The organism is Streptomyces sp. A5-4 (genome assembly GCF_051131715.1).
GTDB lineage: Bacteria > Actinomycetota > Actinomycetes > Streptomycetales > Streptomycetaceae > Streptomyces.
In genome coordinates, this window is record NZ_CP178591.1 from 7818666 (window position 1) to 7842369 (window position 23704).

General features: G+C 69.7%; 20 protein-coding genes. 7 read left to right on the plus strand and 13 right to left on the minus strand.

Annotation, left to right across the window (positions count from 1 at the left end; all coding sequences use genetic code 11):
* Positions 1-69 precede the first annotated feature (69 nt).
* The gene (locus ACLLJJ_RS36605; protein WP_434598986.1) at positions 70-1278 is read left to right on the plus strand and encodes an MFS transporter; all 1209 of its coding nucleotides are present in this window, start codon (positions 70-72) and stop codon (positions 1276-1278) included.
* Positions 1279-1562: 284 nt separating this feature from the next.
* A complete protein-coding gene (locus tag ACLLJJ_RS36610; RefSeq protein ID WP_434598987.1) occupies positions 1563-2075 on the plus strand; it encodes an HD domain-containing protein in 513 nt (170 codons plus the stop codon).
* Between the two features lie 321 nt (positions 2076-2396).
* Here the strand turns inward: ACLLJJ_RS36610 and ACLLJJ_RS36615 are convergent, their stop codons facing one another.
* The 5 genes from ACLLJJ_RS36615 to ACLLJJ_RS36635 all read right to left on the minus strand — a co-directional run bounded on the left by ACLLJJ_RS36615 (position 2397) and on the right by ACLLJJ_RS36635 (position 8665).
* A complete protein-coding gene (locus tag ACLLJJ_RS36615; protein ID WP_434598988.1) occupies positions 2397-3824 on the minus strand; it encodes a cellulose binding domain-containing protein in 1428 nt (475 codons plus the stop codon).
* A 38-nt stretch (positions 3825-3862) separates the two neighbouring features.
* Positions 3863-5458: a beta-N-acetylhexosaminidase gene (locus ACLLJJ_RS36620; protein ID WP_434598989.1), complete on the minus strand. Its 1596-nt coding sequence runs from the start codon at positions 5456-5458 to the stop codon at positions 3863-3865.
* Between the two features lie 51 nt (positions 5459-5509).
* Complete coding sequence (locus tag ACLLJJ_RS36625) at positions 5510-6349, minus strand: carbohydrate ABC transporter permease (RefSeq protein WP_434598991.1); 840 nt, start codon at positions 6347-6349, stop codon at positions 5510-5512.
* On the minus strand, positions 6346-7329 hold the full coding sequence (locus tag ACLLJJ_RS36630; RefSeq protein ID WP_434598993.1) for a carbohydrate ABC transporter permease: 984 nt from the start codon (positions 7327-7329) through the stop codon (positions 6346-6348). Before ACLLJJ_RS36630 ends, ACLLJJ_RS36625 begins: the two co-directional genes overlap by 4 nt.
* 70 nt (positions 7330-7399) lie before the next feature.
* The gene (locus ACLLJJ_RS36635) at positions 7400-8665 is read right to left on the minus strand and encodes an extracellular solute-binding protein (RefSeq protein WP_434598994.1); all 1266 of its coding nucleotides are present in this window, start codon (positions 8663-8665) and stop codon (positions 7400-7402) included.
* Between the two features lie 259 nt (positions 8666-8924).
* Here ACLLJJ_RS36635 and ACLLJJ_RS36640 point away from each other — a divergent pair, with 259 nt between their 5' ends.
* The gene (locus ACLLJJ_RS36640; protein ID WP_434598995.1) at positions 8925-9761 is read left to right on the plus strand and encodes a GntR family transcriptional regulator; all 837 of its coding nucleotides are present in this window, start codon (positions 8925-8927) and stop codon (positions 9759-9761) included.
* Positions 9762-10177: 416 nt separating this feature from the next.
* Here ACLLJJ_RS36640 and ACLLJJ_RS36645 read toward each other — a convergent pair whose 3' ends face one another.
* Both ACLLJJ_RS36645 and ACLLJJ_RS36650 read right to left on the minus strand, forming a co-directional pair.
* Complete coding sequence (locus tag ACLLJJ_RS36645; RefSeq protein WP_434598996.1) at positions 10178-10612, minus strand: IclR family transcriptional regulator; 435 nt, start codon at positions 10610-10612, stop codon at positions 10178-10180.
* 305 nt (positions 10613-10917) lie between these two features.
* Positions 10918-11964: an IS630 family transposase gene (locus ACLLJJ_RS36650; protein WP_434598997.1), complete on the minus strand. Its 1047-nt coding sequence runs from the start codon at positions 11962-11964 to the stop codon at positions 10918-10920.
* A 101-nt stretch (positions 11965-12065) separates the two neighbouring features.
* Between ACLLJJ_RS36650 and ACLLJJ_RS36655 the strand changes: the two genes are divergently transcribed.
* Complete coding sequence (locus ACLLJJ_RS36655) at positions 12066-12386, plus strand: hypothetical protein (RefSeq protein ID WP_434592928.1); 321 nt, start codon at positions 12066-12068, stop codon at positions 12384-12386.
* A 46-nt stretch (positions 12387-12432) separates the two neighbouring features.
* Here ACLLJJ_RS36655 and ACLLJJ_RS36660 read toward each other — a convergent pair whose 3' ends face one another.
* Both ACLLJJ_RS36660 and ACLLJJ_RS36665 read right to left on the minus strand, forming a co-directional pair.
* On the minus strand, positions 12433-13434 hold the full coding sequence (locus ACLLJJ_RS36660; protein WP_434598998.1) for a hypothetical protein: 1002 nt from the start codon (positions 13432-13434) through the stop codon (positions 12433-12435).
* A gap of 230 nt (positions 13435-13664) precedes the next feature.
* Positions 13665-14360, minus strand: coding sequence for a hypothetical protein (locus ACLLJJ_RS36665; RefSeq protein ID WP_434598999.1), 696 nt, complete (start codon positions 14358-14360; stop codon positions 13665-13667).
* Positions 14361-14476: 116 nt separating this feature from the next.
* Between ACLLJJ_RS36665 and ACLLJJ_RS36670 the strand changes: the two genes are divergently transcribed.
* The gene (locus ACLLJJ_RS36670; protein ID WP_434599000.1) at positions 14477-15142 is read left to right on the plus strand and encodes a TetR/AcrR family transcriptional regulator; all 666 of its coding nucleotides are present in this window, start codon (positions 14477-14479) and stop codon (positions 15140-15142) included.
* 140 nt (positions 15143-15282) lie between these two features.
* Here the strand turns inward: ACLLJJ_RS36670 and ACLLJJ_RS36675 are convergent, their stop codons facing one another.
* The gene (locus tag ACLLJJ_RS36675; protein WP_434599001.1) at positions 15283-15921 is read right to left on the minus strand and encodes a TetR family transcriptional regulator; all 639 of its coding nucleotides are present in this window, start codon (positions 15919-15921) and stop codon (positions 15283-15285) included.
* 115 nt (positions 15922-16036) lie between these two features.
* On the opposite strand from ACLLJJ_RS36675, the gene ACLLJJ_RS36680 reads away from it, so the two are divergent.
* Together ACLLJJ_RS36680 and ACLLJJ_RS36685 are read left to right on the plus strand one after the other, a co-directional pair.
* Entirely contained in the window at positions 16037-17779 is a 1743-nt protein-coding gene (locus ACLLJJ_RS36680) for a CocE/NonD family hydrolase (protein WP_434599002.1), read from the plus strand.
* 179 nt (positions 17780-17958) lie between these two features.
* The gene (locus ACLLJJ_RS36685; RefSeq protein ID WP_434599003.1) at positions 17959-18381 is read left to right on the plus strand and encodes a hypothetical protein; all 423 of its coding nucleotides are present in this window, start codon (positions 17959-17961) and stop codon (positions 18379-18381) included.
* A 53-nt stretch (positions 18382-18434) separates the two neighbouring features.
* Here the strand turns inward: ACLLJJ_RS36685 and meaB are convergent, their stop codons facing one another.
* Genes meaB through ACLLJJ_RS36700 form a run of 3 tightly spaced genes read right to left on the minus strand, consistent with a single transcriptional unit; the run spans position 18435 to position 23442 of the window.
* Complete coding sequence (meaB, locus tag ACLLJJ_RS36690; protein ID WP_434599004.1) at positions 18435-19451, minus strand: methylmalonyl Co-A mutase-associated GTPase MeaB; 1017 nt, start codon at positions 19449-19451, stop codon at positions 18435-18437.
* Complete coding sequence (gene scpA, locus ACLLJJ_RS36695) at positions 19448-21634, minus strand: methylmalonyl-CoA mutase (RefSeq protein ID WP_434599006.1); 2187 nt, start codon at positions 21632-21634, stop codon at positions 19448-19450. The genes meaB and scpA overlap by 4 nt, the downstream gene beginning before the upstream one ends.
* Positions 21634-23442: a methylmalonyl-CoA mutase family protein gene (locus ACLLJJ_RS36700; protein WP_434599007.1), complete on the minus strand. Its 1809-nt coding sequence runs from the start codon at positions 23440-23442 to the stop codon at positions 21634-21636. Before ACLLJJ_RS36700 ends, scpA begins: the two co-directional genes overlap by 1 nt.
* Between the last annotated feature and the right edge of the window lie 262 nt (positions 23443-23704).

Consider the following 23704-nt stretch of genomic DNA (forward strand, 5'->3'; position numbering starts at 1 on the left):
CACTCAAGGCGTACGATCGTACGCTCCTCGTGTTTACCGTTTTCGATCCGTCTGCTGAGGCTCCCTGCCATGGATGCCGTTACGCGCCGCTGGCGTGCCGCTCTGTTCCTCTTCATGCTGGCCGCCGGCACCGGCATGGCCTCATGGGTAGCCCGTACACCGGCCGTCAGGGACGGCCTTGATGTGTCCACCGGTGCGATGGGACTGGTCCTGTTCGGTCTCTCGACCGGCTCGATGGCCGGGGTCACGGCCTCGGGCCCGCTCGTGCGCCGCTACGGGGGCCGGGTGACGATCAGCGTCGGTGCGTCGCTCGTCGTCGCGGGGCTCCTGGTCGTCGCCGCCGGCACGAGCCTGTCACTGGCGGGCGGGGTCGCCTGCGGACTGGCCCTGTTCGGCGCCGGGATGGGGCTCGCGGAGGTCGCGTTCAACATTGAGGGAGCGGCCATCGAGAGCATCATCGGCCGGCCCGTACTGCCGGTGCTGCACGGCTGCTTCAGCCTGGGCACCGTCGTCGGGGCACTGCTTGGCATGGCGATGACCGCCGCCGGGTTCCCGGTCGGATGGCACCTCTCAGCCGTAGCGGCCCTCATCGCCGCCGCCGCCGTGCGGGCGATCCTGTCCATACCGCACGGCACGGGCAAGGAGGCCGCCTCCGACAACTCCTCGCACCAGGGCGGCCTGCGCGGCCAACTGCACGTATGGCGGGACCGGCGGCTCATCCTCATCGGGGTGATCGTGCTGGCCATGGCCTTCGCGGAGGGTGCCGCCAACGACTGGTTGCCGCTGCTCATGGTGGACGGCTACCACGTCAGCGCGACCGCGGGATCGCTGACCTTCCTGGCCTTCGCCTCCTCGATGACGCTCGGCCGGTTCGCCGGCGGGCCCCTCCTGGCACGCTTCGGCCGGGGCCAGGTTGTCCGGATCAGCGCCGCGACCGCCGCCCTGGGGCTGGTGGTGGTGATCGTCTCGCCCAGCCCGCTGATGGCGGGCGCAGCCACGGTCCTGTGGGGGCTGGGCGCGTCACTCGGCTTCCCCGTCACCCTGTCCGCGGCGGGCGACCACCCGCACGACGCGGCGGCGCGGGTCGGCGCGGTCGCCACCGCGGGATACGTTGCCTTCCTCGTCGGCCCACCCGCGCTCGGTTTCCTCGCCGATCACATCGGACTCAGGCTCACGATGACCGTCGTCCTCGCCCTGCTGATCGTTGCTTCCACGCTGGCCGGAGTACTCGACTCCGGCCGGCGCGCCGATGCGGAGGCGGAGCCCGTTTCGACCTGACCTCGCCGTCTCACATGGCGTGAGGCCAGTTGCCGGCCGTGAACACGAAAGCGCCTTCAGAGAGAGACGGTGTATCTCGTCGAAGGGGGCCTGTAGTCCAGACGGGGATCGGCGGCACCTCGGATACGGCGCAGGTGCCGGATCGGCTCTGTCATCTATGCGCGGAGCCGTGCGTGCCACGATGAGGGCATGAGCAATGAACGCCGGCGCCTGCCCGTTGAGAAGACACCCTTCCCTGACGATCTCGATGAAAGGCTGCGCGCCCAGCTCACCTTTCTGTAAAGGTGGACAAACTCAAGACCGTCCTCCGCCAGTCGCCCCTCATCGCGGCAGACCGCCGTGAGAACGACGCGGAGCACTCATGGCACTTGGCGATGATGGTCGTGATCCTCGCCGAACACTCCGACCGGCCCATCGATGCAGGGCACACGATTCAGCTCGTCCTGCTGCACGATCTCGTGGAGATCTACGCCGGCGACACTCCCCTGTACGACAGTGACGCGGGTATCGATCAGCGGGAGCGGGAAGTCGTCGCGGCTGACGAACTCTTCACACTGCTTCCGACGGACCAAGCTCAGCGCATGCGAACCCTCTGGGATGAATTCGAGGAGCGCCGCACTCCCGAAGCCAAATTCGCCAAGGCCATGGACCGGCTGCAGCCACTCCTTCTCAACTGGATGGCACGCGGTGGCGTGGCGCACTCCAGGCGTCACCGCCGGCGATGTCCGAGCCCGCAAGGCGGTAATCGGTTATGCCTCTTCGGCGTTGTGGAAGGCCGGGCGACGCCTCATCGATGAGGGCGAGACACGCGGCTGGTCGAGGGGTGCAGCAGCTACGTGTGACGAGTAGTCGCCGTCGCCAATCCGTCCGGGAAGAGGAACGCCGCCGTGAGGAGCGGATTGCCGCGGAACGGGAGGCGCGGTGGCGCGTGTGCGCGGACTGCCGGGAGAAGTTCACCGACGACCGGTGAAAGCGGATCGACTCCCGGGACTGGCGGTATCGCCAGTCCCACCCGCACCTGTGCGACGACTGCCAGAACCGGGCCGTCACAGCGCACCAACAGGTCCGGCCCCACCGACCGTGCAGTGGGGCCGGAACCTGAGAGCGTCGTAGCCTTTCTAGCCGGCGGGCACCGTGTCCTGGAACGTCGTGCCCGCGGTGCGATAGGCGCTCACCTTGGCGTTCACCTGCGCCGGCGTAAGTACCTGGTTCTTCATGTGCAGGACGTAGTCGACCTGCTGGTCGTAGGAGCGCGGGGTGGTGCTGGTCTGTCCGGCCAGGTCGATCAGCCACTGGTTGAAGTTGATCGACATCGGTCGCTCCGGGAGGTACGCGGCTCCGTGGGTGCCGAAGTGCTGTCCGTCGACGTAGTACGTGATGGCGTTGTTGTCGATGGTCACCACCAGGTCGTGCCAGCCGGCGAAGCTCTGCCGGGACTCGCTGTGCTGGTTGACGGCCTCCCACGGGTCGGGGCGGTAGGTCTCCCACGAGGTGGTGTACAGGATGTTGGCCGGTTCGCCCCAGCCGCCGTTCGGCAGGTACTCGAAGTCGTACTCCGCGTAGTCGTCCGCCATCGGCGCCTTGAGGTCGTTGATGGTGAAGAACGTCTGGACGACGCGGTCGCCGTCCGGGCCGGACCGGGGAGCGTCACTGAACTTCACGCGGGCCGCGTAGGTGCCGTTGTGGAACTTCGTGGACTTGGTCAGCATCTCGGTGTGCTTCGTCGACGCGCCGGTACCGGCCGTTGAGGTCTCCAGGTTCATCACCGAGTTGCCGCTCTGCATGGCGAAGGTGACGTTCTCCGCGGCCCAGGTGGCGCCCGGAACACCGGGACCGCCGGAGTTCGAGCGGACGCTCCAGCCGTTCGCGTCGATCTTCGGGTCGGTGTGTCCGCTGTAGTTGAAGTCGTCGAACAGGGTGGGCCCGTCGGTCGGCGGGTCGGTCGGATCGGTGGGGTCGGTCGGGTCGTTGCCCCCGGGTGCCTCGCCCCAGGCCGTGACCCCGTTGAGGTGCGCCGTGGTTCGGGTCCAGTCGCCGTAGGTGGATTGGCCGGCGCCGAAGGAGTAGTCGTCGCTCTGCCGCAGGGTCTGCCAGTTCGTCTGGTGGAAGCGCAGCTGCATGTCTCCGGTGTCGGTTCCGGGGGCGAGTGACCCGGCTCCTGCGGTGAACGCGATCTCTAGGTAGCGGTCGGCGGTGGCCGTCGGGGTGGCGAGCGTCCCGAAGGTCCCGGTGATGTTCGCGCAGCCCTTCACTGCCCAGGAGCAGGCGAACCGGTACGCCGCGGAGGGCGAATCGGCCTTGAAGTAGTACCGCACCTTGACCTTGTTGAGCGAAATCGCGGTGCTGCCGTTGTTCCGGACCTTGAGCCACGGCTCGCTCTGGTCGGCCGTCGCCCCGGACGCGCCGGTGCGGTACTGCACGACCAGCCCGTCGGCGGCGACCGCGTTGGCGGTGGAGGGCAGAGCGGCCAGTCCCGCACAGCCCAGGGCTGCGGCAATGGCCGCTGACGACGCGGCGCGCAGCCGGCTTGTGGCGATCCTTCTCATGGGTGTTCCTTTCCGGAACTGTGGTGGGGGAGTGCGGGCTAACGGGTTCGCGCTGTTCCTGCGGAGGCGGTCGGAAGGGACGGTGGGTTCAGGGGGCCGTAGGGGACACGGAGGGCGTCCAGGCGGGCGGTGTGACCGCGCAGTCGCTCGGTAAAGCCGGCCCAGTCGCTGCGGCGGCCGGACCATGCGCGGTCCGCCAGGGCGCACAGCCTCGGATAGGTGAGGTATTCGATCCGCTCGGTGGAGGTGACATATTCAGTCCACAACTGAGCTTGTGTGCCCAGGACTTGTCTGGCCGCGGACTCCTCCCAGCCCGGCGGTGCGGGGATGTGGTCGTACACGGCCCGCAGGTCGACGGGCGGGCCCGGCTGCGCGGGCGGCTCGCCCGGGTCGTCGGACTGGGCGTAGTCGAGGTAGGTGGAACGGTGGTGTGCGGGGACCACTTGGTGGCCGCGGCGGGCGGCGGCCAGCGCGTGTGCGGGGTCGCGCCAGGTCATCACCGCGAAGTCGAGGGTCAATTCGGCGCCTGTCTCGGCCCAGCCGATCGGTATGCGCCCGTGCTCCACCAGGAACGCCCCGATACGGCCCAGGAACCAGCCGTGCAGCGCCCGGGCATCGGGCAGTCCCTCGGCGGCCGCACGGGCGCGAGCTGCCGGGCTGTTCTCCCACTCGGTGGTCGGGCACTCCTCCCCGCCGATATGGATATAGCGCGAGGGGAAGACATCCATGACCTCGGTCAGCACGGTCCGGCAGAAGTCGAACACCTGCTCGTGGACGCCGAGAACGGTGTCGCAGACCCCCCACCGCGTCCACACGTCCAGTGCCCGCGAAGGATCGTTGCCCAGTTCCGGGTATGCGGCGAGGGCCGCCCGTACATGGCCGGGCATCTCGATCTCGGGGACGATCATCACGCCACGCGCCGCCGCGTAATCGACCAGCTCCCGCAGCTCCTGCCGGGTGTACGCCCCGGAGTGTGGTACGCCGTCGAAGCTGTCGGTGCCGCCGGGCGTCGGGGGCCCGTTCATGGACTCGGCGCGGCGGCCTCCCGTCTCGGTCAGCCGTGGGTAGGCGTCGACCGGCATGCGCCAGCCCTGGTCGTCGGTGAGATGCAGGTGCAGCGTGTTCAGTTTGTGCAGAGCCATCAGATCGACGTATCTGCGCAGGTAGGAAATGGGCTGGAAGTGCCGGGCGACATCGAGCATCGCCCCGCGCCACGGGTAGCGGGGCACATCGCTGATCTCTATGCAGGGGAGCTCCCAGGGCGTGCCTGGCCGAGGCGTGTCCGACAGTGCCTCCGCAGGCAGCAGCTGGCGGAGCGTCTGCACGCCGTGGAGCAGGCCGGTGAGCCGCGCGGCGCGTAGAAGCAGGGCCTGTGGGCCGATCGTCAGCCCGTACCCCTCCTCGCCGAGACCGCCGAGCTGAGGGTCGAGCGTCAGCACGATCCGGCCGTCGGCGGACGGCGCGAGAGGCAGTCCGGTGGCGGGGCCCAGCAGGGTCCGCAACAGGTCGGCCGCCGGCTGTGTCCCGGGCATCGCCCGTATGGAGGTGTCACCGTCGAGGGTGAAGCGGCCGGGGCGGGGCGAAACCTTGCGTGGCCGGGGGAGGAGGGAGAGCTCGGGGCGTGGTGCGGGCACGGGTGGCCTCCGGGTTCGTATCTCGGGCTGTTCGCGGGCTCTGGCCGGTGCTCAGCCTTTGACGGCGCCGGCGGCGAAGCCGGAGGTGACATGGCGCTGGAGCAACAGGAAGATCACCAGCGCGGGAAGGGCGAAGAGCGTGGAGGCGGCCATGGTGGCGCCCCAGTCGGTGCCGAACGTGTTCTGGAACGAGGACAGCCAGACCGGCAGGGTGCGGTTGTCCTGCTCCTTGATGATCAGGAAGTTGGCGTAGGCGAATTCGTTCCACGCGGTGATGAAGCCGAAGAGCGAGGTCGCCATCAGGCCGGGGGCGAGCAGTGGCATCGCGACCCGCCAGAAGGCGCCCGTTTTTGTGCAGCCGTCGACTTGCGCCGCTTCCTCCAGCTCGGGCGGAATCGTCGCGATGAAACCCCGGAGCACCACGATCGTGAACGGCAGCGTGATCATGAAGTAGACCAGCGTCAGCGTCGGCAGCCGGTCGAGCATGTCGGTGTCGCGGGAGATGATGTAGATGGGGATGATCAGGGATTCCCACGGTGCCATCTGGGCGATGAAGACCAGGAGCATGAACTGCCGGCGCCCCTTCCAGCGCATCCTGGCGACGGCGAACGCGGCCCCGAGCGCCACGAGCAGCGAGAGCAGTACCGCGCCGAGCGTGACCAGGATGCTGTTGCGCCAGAACAGCTCGAAGCCGTCGGCCTGTATGGCCCGGCGGAAGTGATCGAGGGTCCAGGTGTACGGCAGGAGTTGTGGGGTGGCCGACTGGATGTCCTGGGACGGTTTGAAGGCCGTGGTGATCATCCAGTACACGGGGAACAGGCACACCACGACGGTCACCACGGCGGCGGCGTTCAACGGTATCCGGCGGAGCCGGGGGCGTAGCAGGGTCATCGCAGTTCGTCCTCCTGGCGGAACATCTGGCGGAAGTAGAGGACGAGCACCCCGGACATCAGGACCACGGTGAGCATCGAGGCGGCGGAGCCCAGGTCGTAGCGCTGGCTGGAGAGCGCCGTCTGGACCGCGTACACGGGCAGGATCGTGGTGGCGTCGCCCGGCCCGCCGCGGGTCATCACCCAGATCTGGACGAACGCCTTGAACGTCCAGATCACTTCGAGGGAGAAGACCAGCATGAAGATCGGCCGCAGCATCGGGAACGTGACCGAGCGGAAGATCCGGGAGCCGGACGCGCCGTCCAGCCGGGCCGACTCGTACAGCTCGGTGGGAACCGTGGTGAGTGCCGAGTACAGGGTGATCGCCGCGAACGGTACGGACTGCCAGACGATCAGCACGACGAGGATGGCGAAGGCCGCGGTGCCGTTCGCGAACCAGGGGTAGCGGTCGAACGAGTCGAAGCCGAGCGAGGTCAGCGACCAGTTGACGATGCCGAACTCGGAGTGGAACAGCCACTGGAACACAGTCGTGGCCGCGACCACGGGCATGGCCCAGGCAAGCACGAGCGCACTGAGGACGATCGTGCGCCCGGTCCGGGCCAGCCGCTCCGTCATCAGCGCGACCAGCGTGGAGATCACCATGATCAGTACGACGTTGATGGCCATGAAGACGAAGGTGCGCCCCACGACCTCCCAGAACCGCGGGTCGGACAGCAGGGTCCGGTAGTTCCGCAGTCCTACGAACTCCGCGTCGCCGCTGATGAGCTGGCGGAGCCGGAAGTCCTGGAGGGAGATCAGCACCGCCCGGCCCAGTGGGTACACAAGTAGATAGAGCATGCCGGCGATCGCGGGTGCGATCAGGGCGTACGGCCAGAGGCTGTGCGACGATCCGGAGCGCCGCGTTGGCGCTCCGGCGGGGCGGCGGCCGGCCGGTCGGTGCTGGGGGGTGCGTGGTGCGGCCCGCTCACGGGTGACCGGCACGGCACGCCTCCTCTCGGTGAGGGAACGGATGGGAGCAGGGAACGGTGAGGGAACGGATGGGGGAAGCGGGTCAGGAACCGGCGTTCATGGCCCGGGCGATGTCCTCGGAGGCCTTGGCCGCTTCCTTCGCGGCGTCGCCGCCGGTGAGCACCGCGGTCATGTAGTCCTTGATCGGGTTCTCCGCCTCCACCGCTGCCCAGCCGGGGGAGTTGGGTGTGGCGTGCCCGTTCGCCGCACCGACCGCCATCGCGGCGGCGCCCGGGTCGTCGGCCACGGCCGATGCCAGAGTGGTCCGGTTGGGTACGTAACTCATGGCCACGGCGAGCTTCTTCTGCCAGGCGTCACCGGTCAGTTCCTTGATGAACGTCAGCGCCTCGTCGGGGTGGCCCGCCGCGGCCGGTATCACCAGATCGGATCCGCCGGTGAACACCGCGCCCGGCTTGTCGGCGGTCTTGCCCGGAATCGGGAAGAAACCGAGCTTGCCCTTGAGGGCCGGGTTCTTCTCGATGACCACGTTGGCTCCGCCGGGCGCGGAGATGACCTGGGCCACGTCACCCTTCGCCATCACGTCGGCCTGGGGCGGATCGGCCTCGTCGGCGTCCTTGGGCCCCTTGCCGAGCGCCTGGAGCCGCGCGTAGAACTCCATGCCACGCAGGGCCTCGGGAGTGTCCAGTGCGCCCTTCCACTTGCCGTCGGACTCGGTGGCGAAGTCCCCGCCCTCGTCCCAGATGAAGCCGCCCAGCGCGTACCACATCTGCCCTGGGAGGTAGATGCCCTGTGTCTTGTCCTTGTTGAGCTTCGTGGTGGCGTCGGTCCACTGCTCGCGCGTCTTGATCGCGGTGGCGTCGACCCCCGCCGCCTCGAAGAGGTCGGTGCGGTAGATGACGACCCGGTTCGCCGCGTAGTACGGGATGCCGTACTGCTTCCCCTCGTACGCGCCCGGCTCGGCCAGGCCCTTCAGCCAGTCCTTGCCGTTGAGTTCGTCGGTCTTGTCACTGAGGTCCAGCAACCCGCCGCTCTGCGCGTACTGCGCGATGTGCGTGTTGCCCGTCTCGATCACATCCGGTGCGTCGTTGCTGGCCAGAGCGGCGGTGATCTTCTGGCCGATCCCGTCCCACTCCTGGACCTGGATCTTCACCTTGATCTTCGGATGCTGGGCCTCGAAGCCCTCGGTGAACTCCTTCTGGAACTCGGCCGAGACGCTGTCGCGCATCAGCCAGACATCGACCGTCGTCGCGCCACCGGCCTCACCGGCGCTGTCCGACGAGGAACTGCAGGCACTGAGCGTGGCGGCCATCACAAGCGCGGACCCACCGGCAAGCAAGCGGTACTTCACGGTTCACCTCGGAAAGAGCAGGACCTGAACACCTGACCAGTGAAGCCCACTGGTCAGCTCACCTCCTGGTGGTGGATGAAAGTGGCATAGACCAATGAGAACGTCAAGTCCCCGCGTACAAAGGGGTACTGGTGATCTTCTGCGGTTCCCGTCGATCGCCTCGTGATGAGTGGCAGCTACACTTCAACTGACCAGTGGCATAATCACAGGCACTGGCTGATCGACTGGTAAAGAAATCGGGCCTCACGGAGGGGTGAGCATGGAAGCCGATGTGCAGGGGACGGTGCTCAAGAGGGAACGGGCCCGCGATGCCGTCCTGGAACTGATCGAGTCACGCAGACCCGGGGACGCTATCCCGTCGGAACGTGCTCTGTGCGCCCTGCTCGAAGTGTCGAGGCCCACCGTGCGCGCCGCGATCGACGAACTGGTCGCCGCCGGTCTCCTGGTCCGCGAACACGGCCGCGGCATGTTCGTCGCACCCGCGAAGATCACCCAGGAACTCGTGTCGGCGGACCTCACCCTGAGCGTCCCGCAGGCGGCCGGAGCCTGGACGAGCAGGATCCTGGAGTTCACCACCCTCCAGGCGGGCGCCCGCGTCGGCCGCAAGCTGCGCATGTCTCCCGCCGAGGAGATCGTGTACGTCGCACGGCTGCGGCTGGTCGACGGCGCCCCGATGGCGATCGAGCATCTCCACATCAGGGCCGCACTCGTCCCCGGCCTCTCGGCCCCGGAACTTGAGAGCGGCGACCTCTACGAGCATCTGCGCAACACACACGCAGTGCATGTCCACGAAGCCGTCCAGGCCATCGAACCCACTGTCGTCACCCGCGCCGAGGCGGAACTGCTCGATGTGCCCGAACTCTCCCCCGCACTGCTCTTCGAGCGGCTGACCTCGGACACCACCGGCCGGCCCGTCGAGTACGTCCACTCGCTCTACCGGGGTGACCGCTACCGGATCGTGTCCCGGCTCGCACTCGGGACCGCGGCCGCAGTGCCGCCCGTACGGGGCGGGCACTACCCCGGCATCCCGCCGGGCGACTTCGCCCACGGCGACCCGATCGCCTCCTCCACGAGGGGGGACATTCAGGTGTCGTGAATTCCCCGCTCTGCACGGGCACGCCGAAAGCATCATCTGCACTGACGCCAGCGAAGACCCCCAACAGTGTCAGTTGCCCGTTCCGCTCCCCCGCTCGCGACCAGTCGACGGGGAGGCAACTGGCCGCGAAAGCCACAAAGAGTTACGAGAGGTGGGATTGAGCCGTCCATCGCCTGCGTGGGAAATCCTTTAGCTGTTGGCTGCAGGTCGTGGCTGGCCTCGGCAGCCCTCAAAACGTGTAGACCAGGGAGGCGCTTGGAACTGGCGCTCCATGCTCGCCCGAGACACCGGCGAGGCCATCGGTCCCGGAGTTGGGAACGATGCTCCCGTCGCTGCTCTGGTCGTCCCAATTTCGATGGCAATCCAGCCCATGGTGCGGCGTTGGCCGCCCCGGCCGTACTGAATGGACTGCAGCGTCAGGCGATGTTTCGCATCTCCACTTGATCAGCCAGCTGCTTGGCTGCCTCAAGAACAGGGGTGACGTACTGGTCGATCGTCGCGTCGGGCACCCGATGCGAGAGTGTCGCGATGCTGATGGCGCCGATGATGCGGCCGTCTGCGCCGCGAACCGGGGCAGCGATGCCGAGGACGTCGGGGTCGAGTTCGCCGCGGCTGACCGCGTACCCCTGATGGCGAATGTCGGCGAGGTGTTCTGCCAGCTTGTCGGCGTCGGCGTAGGTGGCATCGGTGAACCGGGTCAGGGGGTTGGCGAGAAGATCGTTAAGCTCTTCGTTCGGCACCCAGGCGAGCAGGGCCAGGGCTGCCGCACCGGCATTGATCGGCAGTACCTGGCCCCGTTCGTAGGACAGCCGCAGTGCCTGTCCGGCCTCTTCGCGTTCGAGGCAGACCACGGCGGACCCGGTCCGCCGTGGTCAGGAGGGCCGGAGCGCCGGTCCGGTTCACCAGTTCCCCGTCCCCTGAACGACCTGGGCGGCGACGCGGCCCTGTGCGGCCCTGACGGCACCTGCGCTGTGCCCAGCGCCGCCAACGACAGCCGCGTCTGAGCCACCGGCAGGAGCCGCGCCCGGGCCAAGGTCCCAGCAAGCCGGGCCCTTGGCCCGGATGCGCACCCCCACCGGGGTTCGTACGATGACCACGCAGCAGGCGATCACCGCTCCCTAGTGCTGCTCCGCGCAAGTTCGTGGAGGGGTGTTGATCAGGAGGTCTTGAGCGGGGTGCCGTCGTAGGTCCAGTGGTAGGGCTTGGCCTTCTCGTTGTGCGTGATGACGTAGTGGTCCATCTTGTCGATCAGGTCGTCGCGGCTGGAGAAGTCGCCGTGCCGCAGGACCCGGCGGGTCAGGGCGGAGAAGAACAGTTCCACCTGGTTGAGCCAGGATGCGTGCGGCGGGGTGAAGTGCACGCGCCAGCGCGGATGAGCTTGGAACCACTTCCGGGTGTGTTTGGCGGTGTGGGAGGAGCCGTTGTCCAGCACCACGTGGATCTCCTTTCCGGGCTCGATGACCGCATCGAGCCGGGCAAGGAAGGCGGTGAAGGTGACCGCGTTGTTCCGGACGATCGGCTCGCTCAGCACCTCGCCGGTGCGTATGTCCATGGCCGCCACTATGGAGGCGGTGCCGTGCCGGCGGTATTCGAACTCCTCGCGGACATCCCGGCCCGGTGCGGCCGGGACGCCGGGGTGCCTGCGGGAGCGGGCGGCGATCGCGGTCTTCTCGTCGATGGACAGAACCACCGCTCCCTCGGGCGGATTGCGGTAGAGGCTGCACACATCGGCGACCCGCTCCCAGAAGTCGGGGCTGTCACGGCGGGTGAGCCAGCCACGCACCCGGTGCGGCTTGAGGTCCAGGTCAGCCAGAATCCGGCCGGTTTGAGAGGCGGATATCTTCGCGAACACGGTGCCCGCCACCTGGGCGGCGATCGTGCGGTGTGACCAGGTCGACTCCGGATGAGGCGGGGCACTGGTGGCCGCTGCCACGATCGCGACCCGCACCTCGCTCCCGTAGGTACGAGGGCGCCCCGAACGTTGCGCGTCCAGCAGGCCCTGAAGTCCGCCCGCCGCGAACCGGCCCCGCCATTTACGGACCGTGTTCACCGAAATCCCCAGCTCACGGGCGATGCTCCCGTTGGTCAGCCCGTCCGCCGCGGCGAGCACGATCCGCGCCCGCAGGGCCTGACGCACCTGTGCTGTCACCGACGACGCCGCCCGCACCAGCCGATCCCGTACCCCTTCGTCGTCGTCCAGCACGATTGCGACTGCCTCCGCTACCAGCACCGATCCCCTCGCCTCCCCTGCGATCTGCCGGTGATCATGGCGCATCGCGGGGAAGGGCGTGCAGGATGGGTCCCGTGCCGAAGAACCCGCCGGAATCGATGCAGCACTCCCTGCGTCAGCGCCTGAACGACCACGCCCGCAACCGCTGGCCCCAGCTCGCCGGAGTGAAGGTCCGTTACCGGGCCGGATTCGCCTACGTGGAGGGTGAGTTGACGGACGGCGAGTGCCTGCCACTGTGCCGCCTGCGCTTCACCGGCGTCCTGCACACGTGGGGCTTCGCCCTCTACCTCGCCAGCCGAGACGGCTACGAAGACAACATCCTGCCCAGCGGCCTCCCCGCAGGCTCACCCGAAGAAGCCCTCGACTGCGCCTGCCACCTCTACCTCGACACCTGAACACCCCTCCACGAACTTGCGCGGAGCAGCACTCGTGAATCGAGGTTCAGGCGGTGGCGGTTTCGAGTCGGGAGGGGGAGGGGGCGGTGCGCTTGCCGCGCTGGTCGGCGAGGAAGGCGAGGGCGATGCCCACGGCGGCCCAGATGGCGAGGTCGAGAGTGGGGAGGCTGGCGCTTGCGCCGTCGAAGAAGGCGTTGGCGCGCAGGAGGCTGCCGGAGGCGCCCGGGGGGAGGAGCTGGCCGAGGGTGGCCCAGCCGCTGGGGAGCCAGTGGGGGCCGGTGGTGAGGCCGGAGAGGGGGTTGCCCAGCAGCATCATGAGCGCGCCACCGAAAGCGAACCCAGCCATGCCGAAGCGTGCTTGGAGACCCAGGATGGTCGTCGACATGGCGGCCATGCCCAAGACGACGCCGAGGGTGGTGAGCCAGTAACTGCCGTCGATCGAGTGGGTGCCGAACTGGAGGACGGAGGTGACGGCGCCGCCCGCCACGACGGAGAACAGCAGGGCTCCCACGATGCGGGTCCGCAGACCCCGGTGGCCGGGGAAGACGCTGCTGAGGATCAGAGCGGGGAAGATCCCGCCGAAGATCATGGGCAGGAGTGCTGAGGTCAGGCCGGTGCCACGGGGGTCGTCCGCGGTGAATGGCACGAGGTCGTGGATGGACGCCTCGGTCTTCTGCTGGGCGGCGATGCCGTCGCCCAGTGCGGTGAGGGCGCCGGTGGCGGAGGGGCCGCCGGCGGTGGCGACGTAAGTGTCGACGCCCTGGTCGGTGACCGCGAGAGCACCGGATATCTCACGGTTCTCGACCGCGGACCGGACTTCGGCGGGGGTCTCGTAGACGCGGACGTCCCACGCGTTGTCGTCGGTGTTCTCCCGGACGGCGTCGGTGGCCCGCTGGGGCCCGGTGACGCCGATGGGGACGTGGTGCGGGCCGCTGTTCAGCGAGGGCAGTGCGAAGGCGCACAGCATCGTGGTGATCAGCGCTGCCAGGCCGAGGACGACCAGGGCCAGCTTGCGTCCCGTGCCGGGAAGGGGGGAGGAGGGGGGCATGGTGAGTCTTTCCTTGCTTCATGACGTGCGCGGGAGAGGGGGAGCTTCCTCTCGGCCTGGGCGGTGGAGAGGATCGGAGCGGCGCTGCGCGTCCAAGGCCGCGCCCGCCGAAGCGGGTGGTGCGTGTCGACCCGGTCGACCCGTTCGGGTCGGCGTCGCGCGGCTGTCGGTCGGACGCCGGGCCGGGTGGCCCGCCGGCGGCCGGAACAGCCCGTCGTCCGGCCAAGTCCTCAGGCCCGGGCCGCCGTGGCGGTGAGGATCCAGTTCCTGAACTCGACGGCGTAGTGCCGGAGGTGGTGTTCGAGGACGTCCGCCGGGCACGAGGAGGGCACGTACACGGTCAGGTTCGCGGTGAAGCCGTCGGCCGTGTCGCCGAACTGGGTCAGTGCCCGTCCGACGATTGTGCCGTCGGCCAGGAAGAGGTTCGAGGACATCTTGTGCGGAAACTCGGACTCCGGGAGGAGCTCGTCGGCGTCCGCGGCCCAGGCCATCGAGTCCGTGCCCCAGCCGCCCATGAAGAAGGAGCAGACGTGGGGGCCGATGTTCTCCACCACGTTGAATGAGCCGTCGGCGCCGGGGGCCATCACGTAGTGCTCGGGGTGCGCCGCGAGCAGGGCGTCCTCGTCGCCCGCGAAGGCTTTTTCCATCCAGGCCAGGAACTCGCCCGAGGTCAGGCCCCGCGTCGCGAGCACCGTCGTGCCCGGTGTGAAGCCGCCGTTGGAGGCGAGGGCGCTCTCCCGGAGGAAGGTGTTGCCGTTCTCGATGTCCGTGGCCAGCAGGTCGAGCAGGCCCTGGCGTCCCAGCCGGCTCCTGAAGCGGTCCAGGGCGCGGCGGGCGTAGAACAGCTCGTGATCGTCGATGCTCCCGGAGCCGGTGGGCCCCGACACGAGCGTCACGGTCACGGGCGGGGGCGTCTGGCTGGTCATGGTCGAACCTCCGTATGATGTAAATGTGAATTCACGTTCGCATTTTGAGAGTACCCGGAGGTGTGCACCGCTTGTCAAAAGAACCCACCGTGATCGCCGCCGGTACCATGCGGCACATGACTGACGAGCCGGCCCGCCCCCTGCGCTACCGGGAACCCCGGCAGGCACGCAGCGCCGCGACCCTGGCTCGCGTCCTGCTGGCCGCCGAGGAGATCGCCTCCTCCTCGGGCCTGGACGAGATGACGATCACAGGGGTCGCGGAGCGCGCCGGCGTCTCGGTCGGCACGATCTACCGCCGCTTCGAGGACAAGGAACAGCTGATCACCGCTCTGACCGAGCGGATGCTGGAGCGGCGCGAGGCGTACGTCGCCGAGCGGCTGGGCGCGGCCGAGCCGTCGCTCTCCGGCGTGATGGACGCCTACGCGCGCGCCCTGCTGCAGTCCTTCGTCGACAGCAGCAACCTCTTCCCGGAGCTGCTGCGCACCCGGGGGGCCGCGTCACTGGACCGCGGGGCCCGCACTATCACCGCGATCCACCGGCTCCTGCTCGAAGCGGCGGCCCCCTACGCCGGCCAGATCCGGCGCTCCGACCCGCAGGCGGCGCTGGACACCGTGGCCCGCGCCGTCCTCGGTGCCTGCTTCCACAACTCGGTACGCCCCGACCCCGCCACCGGCAAGGCGGGCCGACGCCAGTACGCGGACGAGCTCAGCGACATGGCGATCGCCTACCTCCTCACACCCGACCGGCGCGGCACCGCCGACAGCGGCGGCGTGAACGCCTGAGCGGGCTCCGCGGTCCGTGGGAGGCGCCGTCCCGCGAGCGGGGAGCGCCCGCGCGCCCACGTCGGTGCCGTCGAGCGAGCGCGGGACGGGCCCGCGGTGAGGGGACTCGGCCCGACTCCGACCGTCGGTCACCACCGTCGTCAGCCCGCGTTCCCCTCGTCGCCGGCCGGCGGCGGGACCAGCACGCTCTGGACGGCCGGCCCGACCAGCGAGACCAGCGTCTCGCGGTCCGCCCCCGTGAGCGTCGGGACGCCGACGACACCTCGTCCCACCATGAGCCCGACGAGCATCGACGACACGATCCCCGCCCTGAGCGTCGCGTTGTCGACGGAGCGCGAGGCGATGGCGTCGACCAGCAGTCGTTCCTGGAGAAAATCGCGCAGCTGCTCGTTCGCCTGATCGTTGGCGATGGCGCCACGGAGCATCGCCATCAACGGCTCCGAACTCCGGGCGTCGCCCTCCCAGATCTCGATGAAGGCGCGCACCACGCGTTCGCCGAGACGGTCGTCGGTCCCCTCGAACGCCGCGCTGAAGCGGGTCAGCGCCTCTGGGGGAACGGACATGACGGCGGCGAACAGTTCGTTCTTCGACCGGAAGAACTGCATCACCAGCGACGCGTCCACCCCGGCGTCGGTGGCGACCCGCCGGATCGTGGTCGCGGTGAAGCCGTCGGCCGCGAATCGGGCGCGGGCCGCATCGAGGACGGCCTGCCGGGTCGTGCTCGTCCCCGGTCTGCGCCCGCGGCGCGCGGAGGAGGCGGGGCTCGTGTGCGCGGTCATGCTGCGAATCTACCTTCCGACGATAATATCAACAGGGGTTGAGTTACTGGAGGCGCGGACGTACGGTCGGATCACCGCCAGAGCCGGTCCGCTGACGACATGCGAGGAACTCACCATGAGCGACGACAAGAAGGTATTCACGCCGTCCCAGCCTCTGGAGCCGGGTGCCCGGTACGGGATCCTGAGCGGATACGAGCCCGGGACACGCACGCTGGAGGCAGGCTTCCGTATCGCGCCGCAGTTCTGTCCGGTGCCGGTCGATATCGTTTTCGAGAAGGACGTACCGGTCACCCTGCGGGACGGCGTTACGATCCACATCGACGTCTTCCGCCCCGCCGGGACGGAGAAGGTGCCGGTCATCGTGGCCTGGAGCCCCTACGGCAAGGGCCAGGGGACGTCCGCCAGCGTGATGGGCATCTTCGGCATGGTCGGGCTGGACAACGGGATCGTCTCCGGCCTGGAGAAGTTCGAGGGCCCGGACCCGGCCTACTGGTGCGCGCAGGGCTACGCGATCTGCAACCCGGACATCCGCGGCGTCGGTGACTCCGAGGGCGACAGCGTCGTGTGGGACCGGCAGGAGGGCCGGGACTGCTACGACCTGATCGAGTGGCTGGGCGTCCAGGACTGGTGCACCGGCAAGGTCGCGATGAGCGGCACCTCCTACCTGGCGGTCGCGCAGTGGTTCACCGCCGCCGAGCAGCCGCCCCACCTGGCGGCGATCAACCCGTGGGAGGGCGTCAGCGATGTTTACCGCGACCTCGTGATGCGCGGCGGCATGCCCGACAACGGATTCGCCCGGCAGCTGCAGGACAACAGCTTCTGGGGCCACGGCCGCCGGGAGAACATCATCACGGAGTCGGAGCGCTACCCGCTGATGAACGACCTGTGGGAGAACAAGACCCCGCTCCTCGACCGGATCACCGTGCCCGCGTACGTCGTCGCCAGCTACTCCAACACGCTGCACACCGCGGGTACCTTCCGCGCCTGGCGCCGGATCGCGTCCCAGGACAAGTGGCTGCGCGTCCACAACAGCCAGGAGTGGCCCGACTACTACGACGAGGAGAACCGGGAGGACCTGCGCCGGTTCTTCGACCGCTACCTCAAGGGCGAGGACAACGGCTGGGAGCAGACGCCGCGGGTGCGCTACGCACTCCTGGACCTCCAGGGCGGCGACCAGGTGAACGTCGCCGCGGACCAGTTCCCGCCGGCGGAGGTCACGTCGACGAAGTACTACCTCGACGGCCGCTCGCGGACCCTGGCGACGACGCCGCCCGCCGACGCGGCGACGGCGGGTTACACCGTCGGCGCCAACCCCGACATCGTGTCGTTCGTGACGCGCTTCGAGCAGGAGACCGTCCTCGTCGGGTACCCGAAGGCACATCTGTGGGTCGAGGCCGACGGCTCCGACGACATGGACCTGTTCCTCCTCGTCCAGAAGCTCGACGCCCACGGCACGCCGCTGCAGCAGTTCACGGCGCCCAACAGCAGCGCGATGGTCCAGGACGTCACCGAGCGGGGCGCCTCGATCCTGCGGTACAAGGGCTCCGACGGGCGGCTGCGCGTCTCGATGCGCCACCTGGACGAGAAGCTGTCCGTCGACGACATCCCGGCCCACAGTTTCGACCGGGTCGAGAAGCTCTCGCCCGGCGAGGCGGTCGACGTCGAGATCGACCTGCTCCCGGTCGGCCTGGTCTTCCACCCGGGCGAGCAGTTGCGCTTCGTCGTCAGCGGCCGGTCGCTCCTGGGGACGATGATGCCCGGAACCCGGGAGTACACCCCGGCCAACAGCGGGAAGCACATCGTGCACACAGGCGGCGACCGCGCGTCGTACCTGCAGCTTCCGGTCCGGAACGCCTGACCCGACCGGCCCGCCCCGCCCCCTGGGCGGAGCGGGCCGGCTCCTGGCGCGCTCCGGGGAGGTACAGCCCGGCCGGCCCGGATCTCCCCGCACAGGCCGGCCAGGTCCGGGCCACCCCGGTGCAGCAGTCGACGAAGGCCCGCACCGGGCCCGAGAGTTCGTCGGACTGATTGATGATCATGCTGTCGAGTCCGGTGCCCGCGTCGCGCAGCGGCAGGCAGGTGATCTCCGGCAGCGCGATGCGATCCGTGGTGGTGGGGACCACGGCCACGCCCACCGCGAGCCGGTGCTCACCGGAGGCCGTCCCGAGCCGGGCGAGCACGCTGGCGTCGTCCTGGTCAGCGGCGAACACGACGAGGTGCTCGTTGGCGAGATCGTTCATGGTGACCGACGGCGCGGAAGCCAGTACGTGGTCGTGCCGTACGGCGATCGACAGCGCTGTTCCCGCGCGCCGGGTCAGGACGAGGTCGCCGGCGTCGCCGAGCCCGACGTCGGGGGCTGTAGCCGACGTCCAGCGCACCCTCCCGGACGCCTTGCACCCGGGCGGCCGGCAGCAGGCGAGCATCGCCCACCGGAACGCCGAGCGCCTGCTCGGCGTGTGACCGACACCACGGACCCGTACCGGGCCGGGTACGGGTCCGTGGTGTCGGTGCCCCTACCCGGTGTCACCGGGTAGGGGCACGACCTCGCCGCCCTGTCCGCCGAAGGCGTCCAGAATGTGCCCGGCGGCCAGTGCGGCAGTCAGCTCGCCGCTTCTGACCTGTCGTTCCAGCTCCGGCACCAGGGACCGTACGGCCGGGTCGGTGTGCAGGCGGCCCAGCAGGTCGTCGCGGACCATGCTCCAGGTCCAGGCGACTTGCTGCTCACGGCGTCGCTCTGCGAGCCGTCCGCTGGACTCCAGCAGGTCCCCGTGGTGTTCCAGCCGGTCCAGGACGGTGTCGAGTCCGGTCGACTCGCGCGCGCTGCAGCTGAGCACCGGCGGCGTCCAGAAGGCATCGTGACCGTGCATCAGCCGCAGGGCCCCCGTCAGTTCCCGTGCAGCGGCCTGGGATTCGCGCTCATGGGGGCCGTCGGCCTTGTTGACGGCGACGACGTCGGCCAGCTCCAGGATGCCCTTCTTGATGCCCTGCAACTGGTCGCCGGTGCGCGCCAGAGCGAGCAGCAGGAAGGAGTCGACCATGTTCGCCACGGCCGTCTCGGACTGGCCGACACCGACGGTTTCGACGATGACGATGTCGTAGCCGGCGGCCTCCATCACGACGATGGACTCCCGGGTGGCCCGGGCGACGCCGCCGAGGGTGCCGGCCGCGGGGGAGGGGCGGACGAAGGCGGCGGGGTCGACGGCCAGGCGTTCCATCCGGGTCTTGTCGCCGAGGACGGAGCCGCCGGTCCGGCTGGAGGAGGGATCGACGGCCAGCACGGCGACCCGGTGCCCTCGCTGCGTCAGCATCGTGCCGAAGGCGTCAATGAACGTCGACTTGCCCACCCCCGGCACTCCGCTGATCCCGATCCGACGGGCCCTGCCGCTGTGCGGCAACAGCGCGGTCAGCAGTTGCTGGGCCGGGGCCCGGTGCCGGGTGTGGACGGACTCGACGAGGGTGATGGCACGGGCGACGACCGCCCGCCTGGCGGCGAGTACGCCCTCGACGTACGCGTCGAGATCGATCGTCACGGTCGCCGCGCGTCTGGGAGCTCGTGCCCGAGGGCGGCGGCCAGCCGCTCGACCAGGTCGTGGGCCGCGTCCGGGATCACCGTCCCGGGCGGGAAGACGGCCGCCGCACCCATCCCGAGGAGCGTGGGGACATCCTGGGGCGGGATCACCCCGCCGACGACGACCATGATGTCCTTGCGGCACTCCTCGGCGAGCCGCTCGCGCAGCGCCGGCACGAGCGTGAGGTGGCCGGCGGCGAGCGACGAGACCCCGACGACGTGTACATCGGCCTCGACGGCCTGGCGGGCGACCTCGGCCGGCGTCTGGAACAGCGCGCCGACGTCCACGTCGAAGCCGAGGTCGGCGAAGGCGGTGGCGATCACCTTCTGGCCGCGGTCGTGGCCGTCCTGGCCCATCTTGGCGACCAGGATGCGCGGGCGGCGGCCCTCGGCCGCGGCGAAGGCGTCCACCAGCGTCCGGGTGCGGTCCAGTGACGGGGACCCGCCCGCCTCGTCGCGGTAGACGCCGGAGATCGTCCGGATCTGGCCGGTGTGCCGCCCGTACACCTTCTCCAGGGCGTCCGAGATTTCCCCGACCGTCGCCATGGCACGAGCGGCGTGCACCGCGAGTTCCAGCAGGTTGCCCTTGCCCGCGGCGGCGCGGGTGAGCGCGTCCAGCGCGTCCTGGCAGGCCGTCTCGTTTCGCTCCGCGCGCAGCCGGCGCAGCTTGGCGATCTGCTGGGCGCGCACCGAGGAGTTGTCGACCGTGTGCACGTCGATCCGCTCGTCGGTCTCCACCCGGTACTTGTTCACGCCGATCACCGGCTGCCGCCCGGAGTCGATCCGCGCTTGCGTACGGGCCGCGGCCTCCTCGATACGGAGCTTCGGGATGCCCGCGTCGATGGCCTTCGCCATGCCGCCCGCCCGCTCCACCTCCTGAATGTGCTGCCAGGCGCGGTGGGCGAGGTCGTACGTCAGCCGCTCCACGTACGCGCTGCCGCCCCACGGGTCGATCACGCGCGTGGTCCCGGACTCCTGCTGGAGCAGCAGCTGGGTGTTGCGGGCGATGCGGGCGGAGAAGTCGGTGGGCAGCGCCAGCGCCTCGTCGAGGGCGTTGGTGTGCAGCGACTGGGTGTGGCCCTGGGTGGCGGCCATCGCCTCCACGCAGGTGCGGGTGACGTTGTTGAACACGTCCTGCGCGGTCAGTGACCAGCCCGACGTCTGCGCGTGGGTGCGCAGCGAGAGCGACTTGGGGTTCTGGGGGTCGAACTGCTTCACCAGCTTCGCCCACAGCAGCCGGGCGGCGCGCAGCTTGGCGATCTCCATGAAGAAGTTCATGCCGATCGCCCAGAAGAACGACAGCCGGGGCGCGAACGCGTCCGCGTCCAGCCCCGCCTCGCGCCCGGCCCGGATGTACTCCACGCCGTCGGCGAGGGTGTAGGCGAGCTCCAGATCGGCCGTCGCTCCCGCTTCCTGGATGTGGTAGCCGGAGATCGAGATGGAGTTGTAGCGCGGCATCTTCTGCGAGGTGTACGCGAAGATGTCGGAGATGATCCGCATGGAGGGCTTCGGCGGATAGATGTAGGTGTTGCGGACCATGAACTCCTTGAGGATGTCGTTCTGGATGGTCCCGGCCAGCTTCTCGGCCGGCACTCCCTGCTCCTCCGCCGCGACGATGTACAGGGCCAGGACCGGCAGCACCGCGCCGTTCATCGTCATCGACACCGTCATCCGGTCCAGCGGGATGCCGTCGAAGAGCTGACGCATGTCGAGAATCGAGTCGATCGCCACGCCCGCCATGCCGACGTCACCCGTCACCCGGGGGTGGTCGCTGTCGTAGCCGCGGTGGGTGGGCAGGTCGAAGGCGACGGACAGGCCCTTCTGCCCGGCCGCCAGGTTGCGCCGGTAGAACGCGTTGGACTCCTCGGCGGTCGAGAAGCCCGCGTACTGCCGGATGGTCCAGGGCTGGTTCACGTACATCGTCGGATACGGGCCACGCAGGTAGGGGGCAATGCCCGGACGGGTGTCCAGGAAGTCCAGGCCCTCCAGGTCCCGCCCGGTGTACAGCGGCTTGACGGCGATGCCTTCCGGTGTCTCCCAAAGCGGGCCGGCGCCGGCAGCCTCGGCCGCCGTCCGCCACTCGTCGGCGCTGCCGGCGGCCTTCGGTATGCCGAGCTTGATACCGGAGAAGTCGGGGATGGACATCAGGACACTCCCATGCGGTCGAGGGCGGCGGAGAGCACTGCGACGGCGTCGCAGTCCGCGTGGACGTACGTGTCGACGCCGGGGTACCGCCCCGCGCGGCCCGTGAGGAACACGTGCCCGGCGCCCGCAGCCCGCAGCCGCCCGGCGGCGGACCCGGCCCGCTCTTCGTGGAGCGCGGCTCCGGAGCACAGGCACACCTCCCGGGTGCCGCTCTCCTCGAAGGCGCCGTCGGTGACGGGTTCGATCCCGCCCGCCTGGAACAGGTTCGAGGCGAAGATGAGGTGCGCGGTCTGCGCGGCGGCCGGGCCGAGGGCGGCCAGGAAGACGCGCGGCCGGGCGCCGGTGGCGGCGAGGTGGGCGTCGGAGCGGGCGCGGAGCGTCTCGAACGCCTCGTCGCGGCGCACCCGGGGCAGTCCGCCGGACGGCGGCTCCGGCGCCGGCTCGCGGACGACCGGCTTCTCCGCCAGGTGGGGGAACTCGCTGACCCCGGTGACCGGTTCGCTCCGGGTGGCCAGCTTCGCGCCGCGCACGGCCCAGGTCGCGGCGAGCCGCTCGCCGATCATCCCGGAGCGCAAGGATGCCGCCTGGCCGCCGGCCCGCTCGATGTGCTGGAAGAACTCCCAGGCCGCAAGGGCGAGTTCGTCCGTCAGCCGCTCCACGAACCACGAGCCGCCGGCCGGGTCGATCACCCGGGCCAGGTGCGACTCCTCGATGAGGATCCCGGAGGTGTTGCGGGCGATACGGCGGGCGAACGCGTCCGGCAGGCCGAGCGCGTCGTCGAAGGGCGACACCGTGACGGAGTCGGCCCCGCCCACCCCGGCGGCCAGCGTGGCGACAGTGGTGCGCAGCATGTTCACCCACGGGTCCCGGCGCGTCATCATCACCGGCGAGGTCACCGCGTGCTGGTGCTGCGCACCCGCCCCTGCCGCGCCGCAGGCCTCGGCCACCCGCGCCCACAGCCGTCGCGCCGCGCGCAACTTGGCCACGGTGACGAACTGGTCGGCCGTGGCCGCGTAACGGAACTCCAGCTGTCCACAGGCATCCTCGACGCCCAGACCCGCCGCGGTCAGCTCGCGCAGATAGGCGACCCCGGTCGCCAGGGAGCACCCGAGCTCCTGCGCCGCGGACCCGCCGGCCTCGTGGTAGGGCAGCGCGTCCACGGTGGCCGCGCGCAGGCCCGGATAGCCTGCCACGCAGAGTCGGGAGAGGCGGCGGAGCGGCGCGAGGTCCAGCACCTCGCCGGTGCGGGCCTCGTGGGCGAGCGGATCCGCCCCCAGGACACCCCGCACTGCGGCCCCCTCGACGCCCCGCCCCTCGTACAGCCGCAGCAACTCCTCCGCGGCGGCCGGTGTCTCGCGCCCGGCGTCGAGGACGACCGGGGCCAGGTCGAGATGTACGCCCTTCAGCGTCCCTTCGAGCGCGGACACCGGGATGCCGTGGGCTCCGACGACCAGCCACAGGGAGGTGACGCCGCTCTCCAGATCGCCCAGGACCGCGGCGCTGTCGGCCACCGCGTGCCGCTGGCGTACGTCCCAGCCGCCGAGCGTGTTCCCCTCCGCCCGCCTGCCGCGTACGAAGGGCGCCGAGCCGGGGAATCCCGGGTCGGGCGCCGGGGCGTCCGCTGTGTAGAGGGGCCTGGCGCGCAGCCCATCCTCCAGCTTGGTGGACAGGACGTCCTCCGCCGCAGTGCCGGGAACCTCCCCGCCGGACTTGCGCAGCACGTCCCCTACAAGGGTTCGCCACTGCTCGTGCGAGGCGTCGGGGAACTCGGCGGCGAGCGGGAGCCCGTCATCAGGCAGAACGGTCATGGAGGCCCTAACGGAGTCGTGGGACGAAGGCGTCTGCCAGGCCGGGCGGGCCCCGGGGAGCGTCGCCGGCCGAGGTGCGGACGGCGGGGCCCGGGCGACGAGCGCAGGTGACGCCCGTGTCGCGGGTCGCCCCCGTGCGGGGGAGGCGAGCCCGGCAGAAGGCATACGGCCGTGACAAGCATTGGCGAGCCGACCTCAAACTGTCAACAGTTTGAAACATCACGCCCGGCCGCCCGGTGGGAGCTCCGCCATGTCACTGTCT

Excerpts from the sequence above, each read along its gene's own strand:
- ACLLJJ_RS36665 (WP_434598999.1), bottom strand. The coding sequence starts at position 14,360 with ATGACCAGCCAGACGCCCCCGCCCGTGACCGTGACGCTCGTGTCGGGG.
- ACLLJJ_RS36660 (WP_434598998.1), bottom strand. The coding sequence starts at position 13,434 with ATGCCCCCCTCCTCCCCCCTTCCCGGCACGGGACGCAAGCTGGCCCTG.
- ACLLJJ_RS36675 (WP_434599001.1), bottom strand. The coding sequence starts at position 15,921 with ATGACCGCGCACACGAGCCCCGCCTCCTCCGCGCGCCGCGGGCGCAGA.
- ACLLJJ_RS36670 (WP_434599000.1), top strand. The coding sequence starts at position 14,477 with ATGACTGACGAGCCGGCCCGCCCCCTGCGCTACCGGGAACCCCGGCAG.
- ACLLJJ_RS36605 (WP_434598986.1), top strand. The coding sequence starts at position 70 with ATGGATGCCGTTACGCGCCGCTGGCGTGCCGCTCTGTTCCTCTTCATG.
- ACLLJJ_RS36640 (WP_434598995.1), top strand. The coding sequence starts at position 8,925 with ATGGAAGCCGATGTGCAGGGGACGGTGCTCAAGAGGGAACGGGCCCGC.
- ACLLJJ_RS36680 (WP_434599002.1), top strand. The coding sequence starts at position 16,037 with ATGAGCGACGACAAGAAGGTATTCACGCCGTCCCAGCCTCTGGAGCCG.
- ACLLJJ_RS36615 (WP_434598988.1), bottom strand. The coding sequence starts at position 3,824 with ATGAGAAGGATCGCCACAAGCCGGCTGCGCGCCGCGTCGTCAGCGGCC.
- ACLLJJ_RS36625 (WP_434598991.1), bottom strand. The coding sequence starts at position 6,349 with ATGACCCTGCTACGCCCCCGGCTCCGCCGGATACCGTTGAACGCCGCC.
- ACLLJJ_RS36700 (WP_434599007.1), bottom strand. The coding sequence starts at position 23,442 with ATGACCGTTCTGCCTGATGACGGGCTCCCGCTCGCCGCCGAGTTCCCC.
- ACLLJJ_RS36685 (WP_434599003.1), top strand. The coding sequence starts at position 17,959 with ATGCTGTCGAGTCCGGTGCCCGCGTCGCGCAGCGGCAGGCAGGTGATC.
- scpA (WP_434599006.1), bottom strand. The coding sequence starts at position 21,634 with ATGTCCATCCCCGACTTCTCCGGTATCAAGCTCGGCATACCGAAGGCC.